The sequence below is a fragment of the Mesobacillus jeotgali genome, from assembly GCF_900166585.1.
Taxonomy (GTDB): domain Bacteria; phylum Bacillota; class Bacilli; order Bacillales; family Cytobacillaceae; genus Mesobacillus; species Mesobacillus jeotgali_A.
The window spans coordinates 1683941-1701179 of sequence record NZ_FVZC01000009.1 but is presented as its reverse complement, the minus strand read 5'-3'; the positions used below and the strand labels follow the sequence as shown (position 1 = coordinate 1701179).

Sequence of the window (17239 nt, the reverse complement as noted above, 5' to 3'; positions counted from 1 at the left end):
TTTTAACGCTCGAGTATTAACTTTCTCCAAATTTGGCAAAAGTTTTTTCATCTTCAACAAGTCCGCAGGCTGCACATTGGATTTTTAATTCCGGCCCTCTATATGGAAGGTGGAATGGGTCTAATTGGTCATTGGTATACTGTTCTACAATTTCACCTGATTGTGGATTTAATTTTACAGGCTGAGGAACCTGTGAGATCATATTGAACCTTGTCCGGTTTGTTTTGCAATTTGGGCAACGATAAGGCTTTGTCATAAGTAATCTCCTTTTTAGTAATTTATTTTTATTTTTTGCATTGTCGTGCAAAATTATGTAAATATACAAAGTGGGGCTTAAAGACTTAAATTTTTACAGGAGGCATATTGATGCAATCGATAGAGTATGAAAAGTTACTTAATGAATATAGGTTGATTTGGAACAATCGAAGACTTGATTCCTGTAATAATCCAGAAGAGACACTTAGAGATGCCATACTCAGGGATTTAAAAGATGAAAACTCCCATCCGAGGGCTAGAAGACCTTTAAAAGAAAAATATTACCTGGCCACAAAAAGAGTGATCGAATCATCCTTGGCATGTGAAAGCAAAACAGCGTTAATCCAAATTCATTTGGAATTGGCAGAAGCAATCCAGCAGTGTGAGGGAAACTAAGGGAATAGACTTCCATGAAGAGCAAAAGGATAGAGAATCCTCTCTTATAAGAGTATAATATGGTTTTGTTACTGAGCCAGAAAGAAGGATGGGATTTTTCTTTCTTTACTGAGAAAAAAATCTTCACACTTGATTTTATACCCCTTATGGTATATAATCTGTATTATAAGTTCAGTAATGAACAGATTCATTAAGAGGTGAAGTGTAGTTGCTAACTAGTATTATCATCATTCTCCTTTTGGTCACCTTAATTTTCAACCGCTATGTACCTGTTAGGAATCTCCAGGCCGTAAAGGGTCTTGATCATGATGCAGTATTTGTGGATCTCAGAGATTACCAGGATTCCGCTAAAAATCCTGTCACTGGAGCCATTAATATCCCGTGTGGGTATTTAAAAAGATATATAAAGGAAATTCCGAAAGAACAGATTGTCATCATTGCATCCAATGAAATAGAAAAGAACTTTGGAGCAAGATTGTTGAAGAAGTATGGTTATAATATCAAAGGTTATACCATTACTGGACCATCACAATAGGAGGCGGCTAAAGTGGAGTACAATAAAGAAGTGGTCAATCGCCTAAAAAGAATCGAGGGACAGGTGAGGGGCAGCTTGCGAATGCTGGAAGAACAGGAAGAATGCAAATCGGTTGTGACTCAGCTCTCAGCTATCCGATCTGCGGTCGACCGGACAATTGCCCTGATAGTGAGCAAGAATCTTGAGCAGTGCCTGATCAACGATTTGCATGAAGGCCGGGAAACATCGAAGGCTGTTAATGATGCCGTTGAACTGCTTGTCAAGAGCAGAAAATAATCAAATTTCTATTCTTGACAAGTTCTTTTTCGCCACTTAAAATACCCATATGGGTAATATAGTTCGTGTGTAAGGAGATTAACTATAAAGTAATTAGAGGTGCAAATGATGGATGTAGTAATTAATGTATTGATTGCAGTTCTGGCTGTGGCTTTTTTTTGGACCCGGTTCGCTCCTGCGAAAGGTATAAATCAAATCACGACAGCGCAACTGCGTGAACAGTTGAAATCAAATCAGGGAGGAATCCAGTACGTTGATGTAAGGACACCAGGAGAATATAAAGGAAATCACATTAAGGGGTTCAGAAATATTCCGCTCCAGCAGCTGGCAAACCGTAAGGGAGAACTTTCACAGGATAAAGATGTAGTTGTCATTTGCCAGAGCGGCATGCGGAGCAGTCAGGCAAGCAAGATGCTAAAAAAAGCTGGATTTAAAAATGTAACCAACGTAAAGGGCGGCATGAGCGCCTGGTAAATATAAGGAGGATATAGAAAATGAGACAGATGACACCAACAGAGGTACAAAATAAATTAAGTTTAAATGAATTTGAAGTAGTTGATGTTCGCGAAGTAAATGAAGTAGCCCAGGGGAAAATTCCAGGCGCACTCCATATACCGCTAGGACTTCTAGAGTTCCGAATGAATGAGCTCGACAAAAACAAAACATATGTAATGGTTTGCCGCTCAGGTGGCCGCAGCTCCAGAGCAACTCAATTTCTGGAGTATTATGGCTTTAATGTGATCAATATGCAAGGTGGCATGATGACATGGCAGGGCCCAACTGAATAAAAATACCACTAGAGACAGCTATGGCTGTCTCTATTTTGATTTATGTTCCTATTTCCTTCAGAAATAGGGGCTTGTGGTATCCAGGATTGGAGGTGCGGGATTCATCGCGAAGCACATTCTAAAAAGGGCGTAAACAGGGAGTCAGTATTGAAAATTCAGCATTTTGTTATCGAACTACTTTAACCATTAAAGAACCTGCTGAGGATCATTCGATTTCATAGATTTATCACAAATTAGAGATATAATAATGTGAGATACTAGTGGGAGAAAAGGAGTTAATTATGAAGCGGATTTATATTTTAGCAGCCGTGGCTGCCACTGCTTTGTTATCTGCCTGTTCATTCGAATCATTTGACCAAATCCCTAAAGATACTTCTATTATATCGACAGTCAACATAAAGGATATGACCATTTCTTTTTATGATATGGACAACCAAGAAAAGTTGCCTGATTGGAGGGTTGACCAACCATATACAGGCGGGACGATCCTGCCGGACGGAGACTCCCTCTTACTTTATGGAAAAACCTTGGAGACGGTCGATCTCTATTCTTTAAGTGAAGGGAAAAAGATTGATTCCTGGGAAACCGGGGAAGGCATCGTCAACGCTTTATTAGTTGGTAATGGAACGGAAATAGCCTTTGCGGATCAGAACATGGAGAGCATCCGTTTTTTTGATATGGACGGAAAAAAAGTGAAGGAGGTCCAGGCAGAGAAGGATCCTTTGACACTCATTGAGGCCGATAAAAAACTTTACGCAATAAGTTATAATCATGAGATACTTACCATTATTGATTTGAAAAATAAAGAGAGGCTCCCCGGATTCGAGATACATCCTGCAGCAGCCGGGGCTATCATGAGCCCGGAAAAAGATGAACTTTGGGTCGGCGGGCATGGCAAAGGAACTGAAATTGAGGAGCGTATCCATATTTATGATCTTAAAACTGGGAAGTTAAAAAAGGAAATCCCGGCTCCTGTAATGCCGGTGGATTTCATAAAGGATGAGGACTCTGTTTTTGTTTTGAGTCACGGGTCGAATATGCTCTATAAATTAAGCGGGAACGGAACCAAGAAGGATTCAATCAAGGTAGGTGCCAATCCCTTTGAGATTGAAGTTTTTGAACATAAGCTGATTGTTGCTGGTTATGACAGCAACGAGGTGTATATCATAGACCCGGGAAGCTTATCTGTAGAAAAAACATTCAGAGTAGGAAACGGTCCATTTCAAATAGTTACAAGGGAGAGAAAACAGGATGAATCCCGTAAAAGTACTAATCATCGATGATGAAGAAGATATGCGGAACTTGGTGCAAATGTATTTGGAGAACTCAGGTTTTTCGTGTGTCCATGCTAGAGATGGAGCGGAAGGATTGAGAAAGCTTCAAGAGCAAAAATTTGATCTTGTCATACTTGATATAATGATGCCATTTGAGGATGGATTCGCAATTTGCGGGAGAATACGTGCTTTTTCACAAGTGCCGATCATTTTTTTATCAGCAAAGGGTGAAGAATGGGATAAAGTGAAAGGACTCCAGCTTGGTGGAGATGATTATATTGTCAAGCCGTTCAGTCCTGGTGAGCTTGTAGCGAGAATTAATGCGTTATTAAGAAGGACATCTTTAGTTAAAAATGATGAAGACACAGTAACTCTTGGTAAAATCAACATTGATAAAAAGGCGAGAAAGGTTAGTGTAGAAGGTGCAATCGTACCGCTAACACTCAAAGAATTTGAACTGCTCGTCTTTCTGGTCAAGCATCAGGGACAGGCTTTAAGCAGAGAACAGCTTCTTGAATATGTATGGGGGATGGATTACCATGGCAGTTTGAGGACAGTGGACACCCATATCAAGACATTGAGGATGAAGTTGGGTACAGGAGATTACATCCAAACCATTTGGGGTGTAGGTTATAAACTTGAGGTGCCTGCAGGATGATCCCTTTTTCGGATAGCCTGTTTAAAAAACTATGGCTGACGGTAACTGCTGCAATCTTGATTACCGTATTATATTCGTATTTTTTATCTTATCTCTTCTATGAGAAGCTGTATGTTGATATTGTCGAAGAGTCATTATTAGAAGAAGGAAACCGGCTTGCCAGCGATTACACAGGCGGAGCAGTAACGGATGAGTTAAAACAGCAGGTGGAATGGTATAACGAAAAATCAGAATCAGAGGTCTTCCTTGTCAGCAATCCGAAAGAGTTAAGTGCATGCCTTCCATATTCAATTGATTATGAGACCCTGATTGGAAAGGAAGAACGGGACCAGCTCCTGAAAGGTGAACCTGTACTGAAATCAGGTTTTGAGGAGAGATTCGGCAGGAAAATACTTGCAGTAGCTATTCCGCTCCTCGATAACAGCAGGCTTGAAGGAATAATATACTTATACGTACCGCTAGCTAAAATATCTGAACTCACCGTCGATTTTTCATTTCTATGGCTCGTAGGAGGCGTCCTATTTATCATAATAGCTGCGTTCCTTGGATTTAAGATGCTTCACAGACTAACCAGGCCCCTGGCGGCCATGAAGCAGGCAGCTGATAAAGTATCTGGAGGTGATTATTCTGCCCGCGTGGATATTGATTCTAATGATGAAATCGGCCAACTTGCCAAGGCATTCAACCATATGTCAGAGTCCGTGCAAAAAGAAGATGAAAAAAAGCGTGAGTTCCTTGCCGATGTTTCACATGAACTAAGGACCCCGATCAGCTATATAAAAGGCTACAGCGAAGCTATGGAAACAGGTATGATTAAAGATCCTGATGAAAAAAATAAATACCTGAAACTAATTAACAGGGAATCTGTCAGGATGGTTAAAATCGTGGAGGACTTATTGGACCTGTCGAGACTGGATGCCGATGAGTATCGACTGATTAAACATCCATTTCCGCTGTCACAGCACATTGATGATTTTATCGTTAAATATGGTCCGGCATTAAAAGAAAAGAACATCGGTCTGTCTCTTGATCTGGATCCGGATGTTATCATTAATGGAGATGAAGGAAGAATGGAACAAATATTCCAGAACATCATCGACAATTCTATCCGCTATACAAAAAAAGGCGGGACCATTTCTATTATCCTTACCAAACATGCCGATGGCTGTAAAGTCGAAATTGCAGATACAGGGATAGGAATTCCGAAAGAAGATATCGCGAAACTCACTGAACGCTTTTATAGAGTGAATAAGGCAAGGTCAAGAGCAGACGGTGGAACGGGGCTTGGACTTGCGATTGTCGATAAATTAGTAAAGCTTCATAATGGAAAGATGGAAATTGAGAGCAGTTTAGGGAAAGGTACTTCAGTCAAACTCTATTTTCCGATTGTAGAATGATAAACACAATATCACCTATCATAAGATTGCTTGTTAATTTCAACACAATTAAAAGCTAGGTTAACACTATTTTGTTATTAATTAAGGGGTAAAATCGAATGAAACAATTCATGATCACATTTTTGGTTATGTTGTTAGGTTTATTTGCAACTGCATGCACAAAGGAATCTGCCGAAGAAGAGCCACAGTTTTTAAATGTCGAGCTTACTGCCAATCCTGAGAAAACAGAAAAAAATGAAGAAATCACCTTCGAAGCTAAGGTTACTTATGGTTCTGAAGAAGTGGAGGATGCAGAAGAGGTTAAATTTGAAGTGTGGCGCTCTCAGGCAGAAAAACATGAAAAAATAGCTGCAGAGCATGCGGGAAAAGGAATTTATCGGTTGAAGAAATCATTTGAAGAAGAAGGAACCTACTATATTATTTCTCATGTAACGGCTAGACGCATGCACAGCATGCCCAAAATAGAATTTATAGTCGGCAATCCAAGCGAACCAGAGAATGGAAGTTCAACCGGGTCGGAAAAGAAGAACGAGGCTGATGAAAATAATACAGAGCATAATGGACATTGATTCAAAAGCGGCGACTAGCCGCTTTTTTTTTGGTCTAATCATTACAAAATCAGTGTAATTCTTTTAATTTTTGTAATGTAGACGAAATGAAAGTAAAGAACCAAGCCTAATAAAAAAGCTGTCAATATGTTTGTATTTCCTATTTGTGGAGCCGCTGGTTTTTATATAGCTAATTGGAAAATTGAATCACGTAAAGAAAACTCTAAAAAGCCTTTAAACATCTGCTCCAGGAAAATTATACATATAATATTTTTATAGAATAATATTATTTCCAGTAAAAACCAGGTTTATTACAAAAAACCCATGTTATGATGAGTTTGCAAGAGTTAGATAAATTAATTTTTCGGGAGGAATTCGAGAATGAAGAAAACTATGATTCTTTCAATCGCAGCAGCTGCAGCTCTATTCACTGCAAATCCATTCATGGATAAGGCAGATGCTTCAACTATTCAGACAAAAGTGTATTATTACCAAAGCGGAAATGTTAGTGATCTAAATATGGATTCTATTCTTCAAAAGTATTTCAAGAATTACCAATTCGCTTGGAAACAAGCGCCAATTCAGTCTAATAGCCAAAAGCAAGTAAAAGCACCTGAAACTAAAAATGTCCAAGCACCTGTAAAGGCGCCAGCAAAAGCTCCAGCACCAGCACCAGCGAAATCAACAGCACAGGCACCAGCAAAAACAACAACACAGGCGCCAGCAAAAGCTCCTGTATCATCTGCTGTTAGCGCATATGAACAAAAAGTAGTAGAGCTTACGAATCAGGAAAGAGCAAAAAACGGATTAAAACCACTTTCACTTGATACAGAATTGAGCAAAGTTGCCAGGGAAAAATCTCGTGACATGCAAAGCAAAGGATATTTCAGCCATACAAGCCCAACTTATGGATCACCTTTTGATATGATGAAAAAATTCGGCATCTCTTATCGCTCTGCAGGTGAGAACATCGCTATGGGACAGCCTACTCCAGAAGAGGTAGTTAAAGCGTGGATGAACAGCTCAGGCCACCGTGCTAATATTCTTAACTCTAGCTATACTCACATCGGTGTAGGACATGTAGCAAACGGCAACTATTGGACTCAAATGTTCATCGGTAAATAAATCAATAATGAAAAACAGAACAGCCTGAATGGCTGTTCTCAGGCTGTCGAGAAACTCTCGACGGCCTTAATTTTTATCATTTAACTTCATCAATTCACCGCGTTAATTTGGTATAATATAACTAACAATACCTAGGATGGTGGATTGGATGTTCAAACCGAAAAGAGAATCACAAAATGAAGCTGAATTTGTTTTTATTGAAGACTTGGTCCCCGAGGATCATCATCTAAGAAAGGTTGATAAGTACATTGATTTTTCTTTTATCGGGGAGAAAGTCCGTCCCTTCTATTCAGAGAATAATGGGCGTCCTTCGGATCCGATTATGCTATTTAAGATGATGTTCATTGGTTACTTTTATGGCATCCGTTCGGAACGGCAATTAGAACGTGAAGTCCAGACAAATGTAGCTTACCGATGGTTCCTTGGCTTGAAGCTCACTGACCCGGTTCCGGATCATTCAACGATCAGTTGGAACCGACGAACTCGTTTTAAGGATACAAACATCTTTCAAGAGATCTTTGATGAAATTGTTCTTCTTGCCATTAATCATAAAATGGTTGGTGGAAGAGTTTTATTTACAGACTCCACTCATTTAAAAGCAAATGCCAATAAGCACAAATTCTCTCGTGAAGAAGTGGAAGTTGAGACTAGGGAGTATATAGAAGAACTCAATAGAGCTGTAGAAGAAGACAGGTCAAGCCACGGAAAAAAGCTCTAAAAGAAAGAGAGGAGGTGACAGAGACTAAGGAAATCCGAAAAAGCACAACCGATCCTGACTGTGGCTTCATGTCGAGGGAAAATAAACAGGAAATGTTCTGTTATCTGGACCATCGAACAACGGATATGAAGTTCAATATCATAACTGATGCCTATGTTACTCCAGGAAATGTCCATGACTCTGTCCCTTATCTTTCTAGACTTGATCGTCAGATGGTCCGTTTTGGTTTTAAAGTAGAAGCTGTGGCACTCGACTCAGGTTATTTAACGAATCCCATTTGTAAAGGGCTTCACGACAGAAGTATTTTTGGTGTAATCGCACATCGGAGATATCAGCCGACAAAAGGTCTTTTCCCAAAATGGAAGTTTACATATCACAAGGAAGAGGATATCTATGTTTGTCCCAATGGACAGGAGTTAGTTTATCGCACTACAACAAGAGAAGGGTATCGAGAATATAAGTCGGATGCTAAAAAATGTTCGGAATGCCCACTCCTGAAGGAGTGCACAAGGTCAAAGAACAAACAAAAGGTCATAACACGTCATGTGTGGGAAGAATTCAAGGAGAAGGTACGACTAAATAGACTCTCCCTCTCTGGAAAAATGCTCTATAAATATAGAAAAGAGAAAGTCGAGCGAAGCTTCGCAGATTCGAAAGAACTGCATGGGCTTCGCTATTGTCGGTTGCGGGGCTTGCACAATGCGAGTGAGCAAGTGTTACTCACCGCAGCGTGTCAAAATATAAAAAAGATCGCCACACACCTAGCCAAGCTAGGATAATGTGGCGATCTGTGTTTCCTATTTTATAAAGACTGCAAGATCATCAAAAAAGAGAAATTAAACAGAATAAAAAAGCTTGTGGAAGAAAAAAATAGTACCTTTCTCCACAAGCTGAGAACAGCCTGAATGGCTGTCAGGCTGTCGAGAAACTCTCGACAGCCTATATTTTTTATTAATAACTTCATCAATTCACCGCGTTAATTTGTTATAATATTAGTAATACTACTGAGGATGGTGGATTGGATGTTCAGACCTAGAAGAGATTCACAAAATGAAGCTGAATTTGTTTTCATTGAAGACTTGGTCCCTGAGGACCACTTTCTACGAAAGGTTGATAAGTACATAGATTTTTCTTTTATCGAGAAAAAAGTCCGTCCATTTTATTCTGAGAATAACGGTCGCCCTTCGGACCCTATTATGCTTTTTAAGATGATGTTCATTGGTTATTTTTATGGCATTCGTTCTGAACGACAATTAGAACGGGAAGTTCAGATGAATGTTGCCTACAGGTGGTTCCTGGGTTTAAAGCTGAATGATCCAGTACTAGATCATTCGACAATCAGTTGGAATCGACGAAAACGTTTTAAGGATACGAACATCTTTCAAGAGATCTTTGATGAAATTGTCCTTCTGGCCATTAATCATAAAATGGTGGGTGGAAGGGTGTTATTTACTGACTCCACTCACCTTAAAGCCAATGCAAATAAACACAAATTTACTCGTGAAGAAATCGAAATCGAGACTAGGGAATACATAGAAGAACTCAATAAAGCTGTTGATGAAGATAGAACAAACCACGGAAAAAAGCACTAAAAGAAAGAGAGGAGGTGACAGAGACCAAGGAAATTCGAAAAAGTACAACCGATCCTGATTGTGGCTTCATGTCCAGAGATAATAAGCAGGAAATGTTCTGTTATCTGGACCACCGAACAACAGATATGAAGTTTAATATCATAACAGATGCCTATGTAACACCTGGAAATGTCCATGACTCTGTCCCTTACCTTTCTAGATTGGATCGTCAAATTGATCGTTTTGGATTTAAAGTAGAAGCTGTGGCGCTCGACTCAGGATATTTAACAAATCCAATTTGTAAAGGTCTACACGACCGAAGTATTTTTGGTGTAATTGCCCATCGGAGATATCAGCCAACAAAAGGTCTTTTCCCAAAATGGAAGTTTACATATGACAAAGAACAAGACATCTATACTTGTCCTAATGACCAAGAGTTGGTTTACCGCACCACAACAAGAGATGGATACCGTGAATATAAGTCCGACTCTAAAAAATGTTCAGAATGCCCACTCCTGAAGGAGTGCACAAGATCAAAAAATAAACAAAAGGTCATAACTCGTCATGTGTGGGAGGACTTCAAGGAAAAGGTCCGCCTAAACAGACTCTCCCTCTCCGGAAAAATGCTTTATAAATATAGAAAAGAAAAAGTCGAGCGAAGCTTCGCAGATTCGAAAGAACTGCATGGGCTTCGCTATTGCCGGTTGCGAGGCTTACACAATGCGAGTGAGCAGGTGTTACTCACCGCAGCGTGTCAGAATATAAAAAAGATTGCCACACACCTAGCCAAGCTAGGATAATGGTGGCGATCAGTCGTTTCCTAACTCAAAAGGTGAATATGTCCATAAAAAAGAAAGTTACCCAATAAAAAAAAGCTTGTGGAAGGAAAAAATAGTACCTTTCTCCACAAGCTGACAGCCTGAATGGCTGTTCTTTTTTGTTACCGGACAAGAAGTATGATTTTTATTTGGAGAATGTCTAGTTTCACCGTCTAACTCCTGGACACCCTTGTCTGCTGTTGCCTCCTACAACGCAGAAACTCGAGACTCCGACAGCATATGCAACAAGCACTTCTTTGTCGGAGTCACGAGTTTCTGCGTTTCTGTGCAGTCGGAAATACTTTTCGTTTTTGATCCTGTCAATGAAGTCAATGAACTACATCACCGTCTGTCATCCATTGCACAGTATGTGGTAAACACTCCCTTCACACAATATGGCATTTTAGGCGTGAAGCTATGGCCGGGGCTGACAATGGAGCTGGCCATTTTATTATGTGGATATATCGATTTCGGAGAACTGTAAAGCGACAATTTTGGGAAGCCTGAGTTCGAGTATCCCATCCCGGTGGATAGCTGAGGCTCCCTTCCGTTTAACAGTAGCTGGTAAAACAATCGTATGCTTATCTGAAATTTGAGGAATGTGTTCAAAAATAACCTGATTTGAAGTATAGAACATTTTCATTTGATTAAGCCATTTATCCTCTTTAAGCGGAACCCTGACATATACAAAGTCATGGGTTTCGAATATCTCCTCGTTCAATTTGTTTGCAGGTTTTTCTGACTGTGGAGTACTTTGCTGCTGCATTCCTTTTAACCATTCATCAGGCTTAAACATCCCCTTCATGTCTGGCTGGAGCATTTTCCCCATCATTTGTTGAACGTAATTCTCAATTTCTTCTGGTTTCATTTCCAAAAACTTCTTTTGTGTATTGCGATCGAATGGCATCATATTCCATGGAAACAATGATATCCCACCTTTCAAGCAGACCATCTTCGATAAGAATATTATATGCAGGCATTTGCCCAGCGGTTAAAATAAGATTTATCGGGTTAATGCTAAAAGTTGCAAAACATCTTTCTTCTTTTTAGTATAGTGATAAGTAGTCTATTGAAGATGAGGAGTACAGGTTGTGAAAAATAAAACTGCTTTGATTACTGGGGGCGCAGCCGGGATAGGAAGGCGAACTGCCATGCAGCTTGCTGAAGAAGGAGTAAATATAATCATCAATTACCGGACCAGCAAAAATGAGGCTGAAAAACTTGTTAGTGAACTATCAGAAAGATACAACACGAGAAACATATGTATTCAGGGTGATATAACAGAATATGATGCTTGTGAAAAAATTGTTTCTCAGGCAATGCAGGAGTTTCCTTCTATAGATATTGTCATTCATAATGCTGGCCCATATATTACCGAAAGGAAAAAAATGGCCGACTATACCTTCCATGAATGGAATTACTTGATAAATGGAAATTTGAATGCTGTTTTCTATTTATCCAATCTCATTATTCCTTCAATGAGAAATCAGAAGTGGGGACGAATCATAACAGTCGGTTATGACAGAGTAGAATCTGCGCCTGGATGGATTTATAGGTCTGCGTTTGCTGCTGCAAAGGCCGGATTAGCTTCTTTGACAAAAACAATTGCTTTAGAAGAAGCGGAGAACGGAATTACCGCAAATATGGTTTGTCCAGGAGATATAGTTGGAGACTGGAAGGAGAGCGTAATTGAAGATTCCCTTGGTATTAGTGATCCATCCGTCCCAGTAGGCAGACCAGGTACCGGCCAGGACGTCTCAAGAGTAATCAGCTTCCTGGCTCATGAACAATCCAGTTTTATTACTGGAAGCATCATTCCAATAACGGGTGGTAAGGATGTTTTGGGAAAAATCTATCGAGAAAGATCTTAGGTCTTATGTATAAAAGGCTCTGGGGGAATGATCCAGGCCTTTTGTTGTTTAGTGAATAAGGGATCTGATACTGGGAAAGCTAATAGCAAGGGTTTTCGCATTAGAGAAATTATCTTATAATTTCAATGATTTAGTTTATTAAAACGGGGTGAAAGATATGGGAATTGGATTCAATTTGCAGAGGATCAATCCGAATCAGACACAAATCTTCTTTGATGACGGCCGCTATGAGACCCTGACTGATTCAGAGCTGGAAGCATTTTTATCAGAAGCATCTTTATCTGACCATGAAAATACCAAATTCCAGGATCCGTTGAGTTAAAAGGAACATGCCTTTTATCCTGATTGTTACGAAAGAGGAAAAATACCAACAGACTTATATTAATGAATATACAAAGGATTCACCAAAATGTTTCTAGCCAAAAGAAGACCCCAGTCAGATTTAAAGAAAAACGCCCTTTTTAAAGGGCGTTCTGTGTTTATGCTTCCAGTAATTGCACGGATTCCTCTTCCTGAACTCCGGTCCGCTTCAAGTATAGAGTATATTGATCTTTTGGGATTTCGTAAAGATCATACACCTCTCCATTAGCGTTTAACTGTTCATATATATTCCTTCGTGTTTCATTTGCCTTGACAACGTAAGGCAGCTTTTCTGCTGCTTTGATGGAACGGATATTAACTTTCCTGATTCGCATGAAAATCGTTTCGATTCCCAAATCATAAAATAATTCCTGGAAAAAGGCATCCTTTGCCATATTATTATATCCCTTGCCATGATAAGGCTTTCCTAGCCAGGTACCTAAAAATCCTGCGCCTTCCTGGACATCGTATAGATTAATTGTGCCGATTGGAGCACCCCATTCGTCAAGGATGGTCCGGGATATTAATTCTCCACTTTCTTCAGCTTCAATTGTTTGTTTTGTAATGAAGACGAATTCCTCATATGAATTGGCCTTTTGGCGCACAAAAGGGAAGACCTCCGGATGCGCCATCAGCTCAAATAAATCGTGGCAATCATGTAGATCGCGTTTTTTGAGCATTTTGTATCCCTCCACACAGGGCAGTCCTATCCCGTGCGAATGTAACTGCACGGCCACCCTCGAAATTTTTTGTAAGTTGCTAAAAAATTTCGGGGTGGGAATCGAACCCACTAGAACCAGGATACTGGTGGCGCACCATTTGCCTTCCCTAATCACTTTGCTTTATGAAATTTTATTTCCAAGAAGTATAATACAGGATAATCGCAAAAAAGCAAATAGGTTTTTTATCATTTTTTTCTGCGATTTTTTGCCAGGAATCTACACGAAATTTCGACTAATTTTGATAAACGATTTTGCCATTAATCATTGTCCACAGCGGCTTGGCGCTATAGTGAAAGGGATGCTGATTCCATAAAACCAAATCTGCGTCTTTTCCAGTCTCAATGCTGCCAACAAGGTGATCTACCCGCAAATTCCTAGCTGGTAAAATCGTAATTCCTTCAAGAGCTTTTTTCTCAGACAATCCTTCCCTAACCGCAATAGAAGCACATAGGTTCAGGTACTGGATGGGAGTGTAGGGATGATCTGTAGTCACAGAAACTTCAACACCACGATCTGTCAATTCCTGATAGGTTTTCCAGCTCTTATTCTTGAGTTCCACCTTTGAACGGCGGGTGAGTGTGGGACCTACAGAAACTTTTAAATTTAGCCCGGCAAGTTCATCTGCAATCAAATGTCCTTCAGTACAATGCTCGATACGTAAATCCAGATTGAATTCTTCTGCAAATCTTATGGCTGACATGATATCATCAGCTCGATGAGCATGGATTCTTACAGGAATTTCCCTTTTCAACGCTTTAATTATTGGATGGACTCTCAACGATTCCGGATTATCGGCATTCATCGCCTCGTAAAATGCTTCCCTCAGCATCCCCATGATGCCCATGCGTGTGATGGAGTCTTTATTTCCCATACTGTGAATTCGTTTTGGATTTTCCCCTAATGCAATTTTCAGCCCCGCTGTCTCCTGAATGATCATATTACTGATATTTTTTCCAGCTGTTTTGATAACAGATGTAGTTCCGCCAATCACATTGGCACTTCCTGGCATAACATGAGCCGTTGTTATCCCATATTTCAGTGCATCGTTGAATGCTGGATCAAGCGGATACACACCGTCTATTGCCCGGACGTGTGGACTCATCGGCTCAATCGTTTCGTTCGCGTCATTGCCGGCCCAGCCAGTACCTTCATCATAAAGCCCGAGGTGAGTATGGACATCGATGAAGCCAGGAAGCAAATAATTATAAGAGCAGTCAATAACTTTATCTCCAGATTTGAACGGAATGTCAGGTTGAACTTTGGATATTTTTCCTTCCTTTATGAGAACATCACATTTTAATTTTTGTTCAGAGGTTATAGGGATTAGATTGGCGTTCTTTAATAAAATTCTATTCATGTTCCATCCTATCCTGTCTTTATTTTTCCTTCATGGCAGACTGGTAATCTTTTTAAATTAAAAACCCGAACATTTATTTTTATGGAAAAAGTTCAGCAATCATGAAACTTTTTTAAGACTTTTCCGTAAGTTAACTATGAGGTTATAGGGGGGAATTACGATGCCAAAAAATGATGAACGGCTTATTGCAGCAGGCATTTATGTGATCAGCTTTTTTACTGCTTTTCTTGGTCCGCTGATTATCTGGCTGTTAAAAAAGGATGATTCCAGTTATGTTGATTACCATGGAAGGGAATATATGAACTTTTTTATTTCTTATACAGTATATGGAATTGTCAGCGGAATTCTCGTCATCCTGTTAGTAGGAATTTTTATGTTGTGGGTGATTGGGATTTTAGCCATCGTATTCACCATTATAGGAGCAATAAAAGCATATGAAGGCCAAGAATATCGTATTCCATTCATCTTCAGGATTTTGTAGTAAAAATAGTCTTTAAAATTTTCCGGCAGAAATACTGCCGGATATTTTTTTGAACGTTTTTCCTTCTCAGGCGTCTTATGATTGTAAAACAAATGAGGGGGTTAAGGATATGGAAATACTTGCAGATGTAAACTGGGCACTACTTGCGCCAATACTTGTGATACAGGCAATTCTATTGGTTGTGGCGCTTGTTGACTTGATAAAAATAGAAAAAACAAATGGACCTAAATGGCTTTGGGCTGTCATCATATTGGTGATCAATATTATTGGTCCCATCCTGTACTTTGTGCTTGGAAGGAGAAATCAGTAATGGCGTTTGTCCGAGTGGAGAATTTAGAAAAAAGCTTCAAGGAATTAAAAGTGGTTAAAGGACTGAATTTTGAACTGGAGACAGGAAAATGTATAGCTCTTATTGGGGCCAATGGGGCGGGGAAAACAACAACCTTAAAAATGATATCCGGTTTGCTTCAGCCTTCTAAAGGCAGTATTCATTTCGAGGGAGAAAAAATAGGTGGTGATCATCGCCGACTGATTGGTTATCTCCCGCAACATCCAGTATTCCATGACTGGATGACCGCCAGGGAGTTTCTCGAGTATGTTGGGAAGCTATCCGGATTGGAACCGAAGGTAGCCCGGGCAAGGTCCGCCGAGCTTCTAGAGCTTGTGGGCATAGCAGACTCGAAAAACAGGAGAATCGGAAAGTTTTCTGGAGGAATGAAACAGCGCCTGGGGATTGCCCAGGCAATCATCCATAGACCCAAGTTAATCATGCTCGATGAACCCGTTTCAGCTTTAGACCCTTTTGGAAGAAGAGAAGTTCTTGAACTGCTGGATAAGTTAAAGAGGGATGCAACCGTACTATTCTCTACACATATCTTGAATGACGCTGAAGAAGTTTGTGAAAGTATTTTGTTTCTTCATAATGGTGAGCTGATAGAATCGGGAACAATGGAAGAATTCCGGGAGAAATACCATCAGTCAAAAATTGACATAGTCTTTACTCAGGATGCCTATGAGTTCCTGGATGTTTTTTTAAACAAGGAAAATATTATATCCATTCAAACTGAAGGAAATAAAGCAAGTATTTATACTGAGGATCTTGAGGCAGTCAAAGAAGCTGTTCTTAGCCAGGCATTAAAGGCTGACTGGCCGCTTGAAAAATTTGAAATTGGTTCCATCAGTCTTGAAGATGTGTTCATGAGAGTGGTGAAAAAATGATGCAGTGGTTCACGCTATTAAATAAAGAATTCCTTGAAATGGCCAGAAATTACAAATGGATTTGGATGCCAATCTCTTTTATTTTGCTAGGAGTAATGGATCCGCTGTCTACTTATTATTTACCGGAAATCATCAATTCTGTTGGCGGTCTTCCAGAGGGAGCAGTATTTGAAATGCCCGTGCCATCTCCTCAGGAAGTTTTCCTCATGAGCCTGGGACAATACCAGATGATTGGGATTTTATTAATTTCTCTATCCTTTATGGGGATGGTTTCGGCCGAAAGAAAAAGTGGCGTTGCCCAACTGATCCTTGTCAAACCTGTCTCTTATGTGGCTTACATCACTTCCAAGTGGACAGCAGCACTCATACTGATCATCGTTTCTATATTCCTTGGAATGCTGGCAAGCTGGTATTATACTGGTGTTCTTTTTGACTTTATCCCATTTAAGAGTTTCATGGAGTCCTTTGGACTATACTCATTATGGCTCGCTACCGTGTTGTCCTTCTTGATACTATGCAGCGCCGTGTTTATTCATCCGGGAGCAGCCGCAGTGGCAGTTCTTTCGGTGGTGTTCATTAGTACAATGATAGGAGGATCTTTTCAGCACCTGTTAGAATGGAGCCCGACACAACTTGTTTCCTATGTCTCTGAAAGATTGATTTCAGGTATATGGTCTGAACATATTTGGCCAGCTGCAGTCATAACTGTATCTATGAATATCTTATGCCTCATCCTTGCGGTTTACATTTTTAAGAGAAAAGAACTGGCAAAGTAGGGCCTGGACACTGTCCAGGTCCTATTTTTTTCTCGTTTTTACTGGTAAATAAGGACTGTTTTTGATGCAGATAGTGTCGAATCAAATCAAGTGGA

Annotated in this window: 22 protein-coding genes; 18 read left to right on the top strand and 4 right to left on the bottom strand. The window is 39.9% G+C overall.

Translation table 11 applies throughout. The annotated features are described in order from the left end of the window. Positions 1–16: 16 nt before the first annotated feature. Positions 17–256, bottom strand: coding sequence for a DNA alkylation repair protein (locus B5X77_RS18620; RefSeq protein WP_079509425.1), 240 nt, complete (start codon positions 254–256; stop codon positions 17–19). 110 nt (positions 257–366) lie between these two features. Here B5X77_RS18620 and B5X77_RS18615 point away from each other — a divergent pair, with 110 nt between their 5' ends. The 12 genes from B5X77_RS18615 (at position 367) to B5X77_RS18560 (ending at position 10341) form a co-directional block, all read left to right on the top strand. Next, positions 367–651, top strand: a complete 285-nt coding sequence (locus B5X77_RS18615) for a hypothetical protein (protein WP_079509424.1) — start codon at positions 367–369, stop codon at positions 649–651. 208 nt (positions 652–859) lie between these two features. Next, complete coding sequence (locus B5X77_RS18610) at positions 860–1186, top strand: rhodanese-like domain-containing protein (protein ID WP_079509423.1); 327 nt, start codon at positions 860–862, stop codon at positions 1184–1186. Positions 1187–1198: 12 nt separating this feature from the next. Further along, positions 1199–1462, top strand: a complete 264-nt coding sequence (locus B5X77_RS18605; RefSeq protein WP_079509422.1) for a metal-sensitive transcriptional regulator — start codon at positions 1199–1201, stop codon at positions 1460–1462. A gap of 105 nt (positions 1463–1567) precedes the next feature. Continuing rightward, positions 1568–1936 carry a rhodanese-like domain-containing protein gene (locus B5X77_RS18600; RefSeq protein ID WP_176167373.1) on the top strand — a complete coding sequence of 123 codons (369 nt, stop codon included), beginning with the start codon at positions 1568–1570 and terminating at the stop codon, positions 1934–1936. Between the two features lie 20 nt (positions 1937–1956). Further along, the gene (locus B5X77_RS18595) at positions 1957–2250 is read left to right on the top strand and encodes a rhodanese-like domain-containing protein (RefSeq protein ID WP_079509420.1); all 294 of its coding nucleotides are present in this window, start codon (positions 1957–1959) and stop codon (positions 2248–2250) included. A 281-nt stretch (positions 2251–2531) separates the two neighbouring features. Beyond that, on the top strand, positions 2532–3533 hold the full coding sequence (locus B5X77_RS18590; protein ID WP_079509419.1) for a YncE family protein: 1002 nt from the start codon (positions 2532–2534) through the stop codon (positions 3531–3533). Then, positions 3502–4182 carry a response regulator transcription factor gene (locus tag B5X77_RS18585; RefSeq protein ID WP_079509418.1) on the top strand — a complete coding sequence of 227 codons (681 nt, stop codon included), beginning with the start codon at positions 3502–3504 and terminating at the stop codon, positions 4180–4182. Before B5X77_RS18590 ends, B5X77_RS18585 begins: the two co-directional genes overlap by 32 nt. Next, positions 4179–5579, top strand: coding sequence for a sensor histidine kinase (locus tag B5X77_RS18580; RefSeq protein WP_079509417.1), 1401 nt, complete (start codon positions 4179–4181; stop codon positions 5577–5579). The genes B5X77_RS18585 and B5X77_RS18580 overlap by 4 nt, the downstream gene beginning before the upstream one ends. A 98-nt stretch (positions 5580–5677) precedes the next feature. Continuing rightward, on the top strand, positions 5678–6148 hold the full coding sequence (locus B5X77_RS18575; RefSeq protein ID WP_079509416.1) for a FixH family protein: 471 nt from the start codon (positions 5678–5680) through the stop codon (positions 6146–6148). 360 nt (positions 6149–6508) lie between these two features. Continuing rightward, positions 6509–7252 (top strand): CAP domain-containing protein, encoded by a 744-nt coding sequence (locus B5X77_RS18570; protein ID WP_079509415.1) that lies wholly within the window; start codon positions 6509–6511, stop codon positions 7250–7252. Between the two features lie 148 nt (positions 7253–7400). Beyond that, positions 7401–8749, top strand: a protein-coding gene (locus B5X77_RS18565; RefSeq protein WP_139378389.1) for an IS1182 family transposase whose coding sequence is annotated in 2 segments (ribosomal slippage) — positions 7401–7965 and positions 7965–8749 — 1350 coding nt in all. Because the reading frame shifts where the segments join, the coding sequence is not laid out codon by codon here. 243 nt (positions 8750–8992) lie between these two features. Next, a protein-coding gene (locus B5X77_RS18560; RefSeq protein WP_139378312.1) for an IS1182 family transposase occupies positions 8993–10341 on the top strand; the annotation gives its coding sequence in 2 pieces (ribosomal slippage) (positions 8993–9557 and positions 9557–10341; 1350 coding nt in all). 469 nt (positions 10342–10810) lie between these two features. On the opposite strand, the gene B5X77_RS18555 is transcribed toward B5X77_RS18560, so the two are convergent. Then, entirely contained in the window at positions 10811–11284 is a 474-nt protein-coding gene (locus B5X77_RS18555) for an Hsp20/alpha crystallin family protein (RefSeq protein ID WP_079509414.1), read from the bottom strand. 166 nt (positions 11285–11450) lie between these two features. Here B5X77_RS18555 and B5X77_RS18550 point away from each other — a divergent pair, with 166 nt between their 5' ends. Together B5X77_RS18550 and B5X77_RS23485 are read left to right on the top strand one after the other, a co-directional pair. Then, a complete protein-coding gene (locus B5X77_RS18550; RefSeq protein ID WP_079509413.1) occupies positions 11451–12230 on the top strand; it encodes an SDR family oxidoreductase in 780 nt (259 codons plus the stop codon). A 157-nt stretch (positions 12231–12387) separates the two neighbouring features. Further along, the gene (locus B5X77_RS23485; protein WP_176167296.1) at positions 12388–12552 is read left to right on the top strand and encodes an immunoglobulin domain-containing family protein; all 165 of its coding nucleotides are present in this window, start codon (positions 12388–12390) and stop codon (positions 12550–12552) included. Between the two features lie 157 nt (positions 12553–12709). Here B5X77_RS23485 and B5X77_RS18545 read toward each other — a convergent pair whose 3' ends face one another. Together B5X77_RS18545 and B5X77_RS18540 are read right to left on the bottom strand one after the other, a co-directional pair. Continuing rightward, positions 12710–13270 carry a GNAT family N-acetyltransferase gene (locus B5X77_RS18545; protein WP_079509412.1) on the bottom strand — a complete coding sequence of 187 codons (561 nt, stop codon included), beginning with the start codon at positions 13268–13270 and terminating at the stop codon, positions 12710–12712. 274 nt (positions 13271–13544) lie between these two features. Then, positions 13545–14669, bottom strand: a complete 1125-nt coding sequence (locus tag B5X77_RS18540) for an amidohydrolase (RefSeq protein WP_079509411.1) — start codon at positions 14667–14669, stop codon at positions 13545–13547. A 160-nt stretch (positions 14670–14829) separates the two neighbouring features. Between B5X77_RS18540 and B5X77_RS18535 the strand changes: the two genes are divergently transcribed. The 4 genes from B5X77_RS18535 to B5X77_RS18520 all read left to right on the top strand — a co-directional run bounded on the left by B5X77_RS18535 (position 14830) and on the right by B5X77_RS18520 (position 17144). Further along, complete coding sequence (locus tag B5X77_RS18535; protein ID WP_079509410.1) at positions 14830–15150, top strand: DUF4870 domain-containing protein; 321 nt, start codon at positions 14830–14832, stop codon at positions 15148–15150. Positions 15151–15259: 109 nt separating this feature from the next. Beyond that, positions 15260–15460, top strand: a complete 201-nt coding sequence (locus B5X77_RS18530; RefSeq protein ID WP_079509409.1) for a PLD nuclease N-terminal domain-containing protein — start codon at positions 15260–15262, stop codon at positions 15458–15460. Beyond that, positions 15460–16368 carry an ABC transporter ATP-binding protein gene (locus B5X77_RS18525; RefSeq protein WP_079509408.1) on the top strand — a complete coding sequence of 303 codons (909 nt, stop codon included), beginning with the start codon at positions 15460–15462 and terminating at the stop codon, positions 16366–16368. Before B5X77_RS18530 ends, B5X77_RS18525 begins: the two co-directional genes overlap by 1 nt. Next, a complete protein-coding gene (locus B5X77_RS18520; RefSeq protein WP_079509407.1) occupies positions 16365–17144 on the top strand; it encodes an ABC transporter permease in 780 nt (259 codons plus the stop codon). Before B5X77_RS18525 ends, B5X77_RS18520 begins: the two co-directional genes overlap by 4 nt. Positions 17145–17239: the final 95 nt, after the last annotated feature.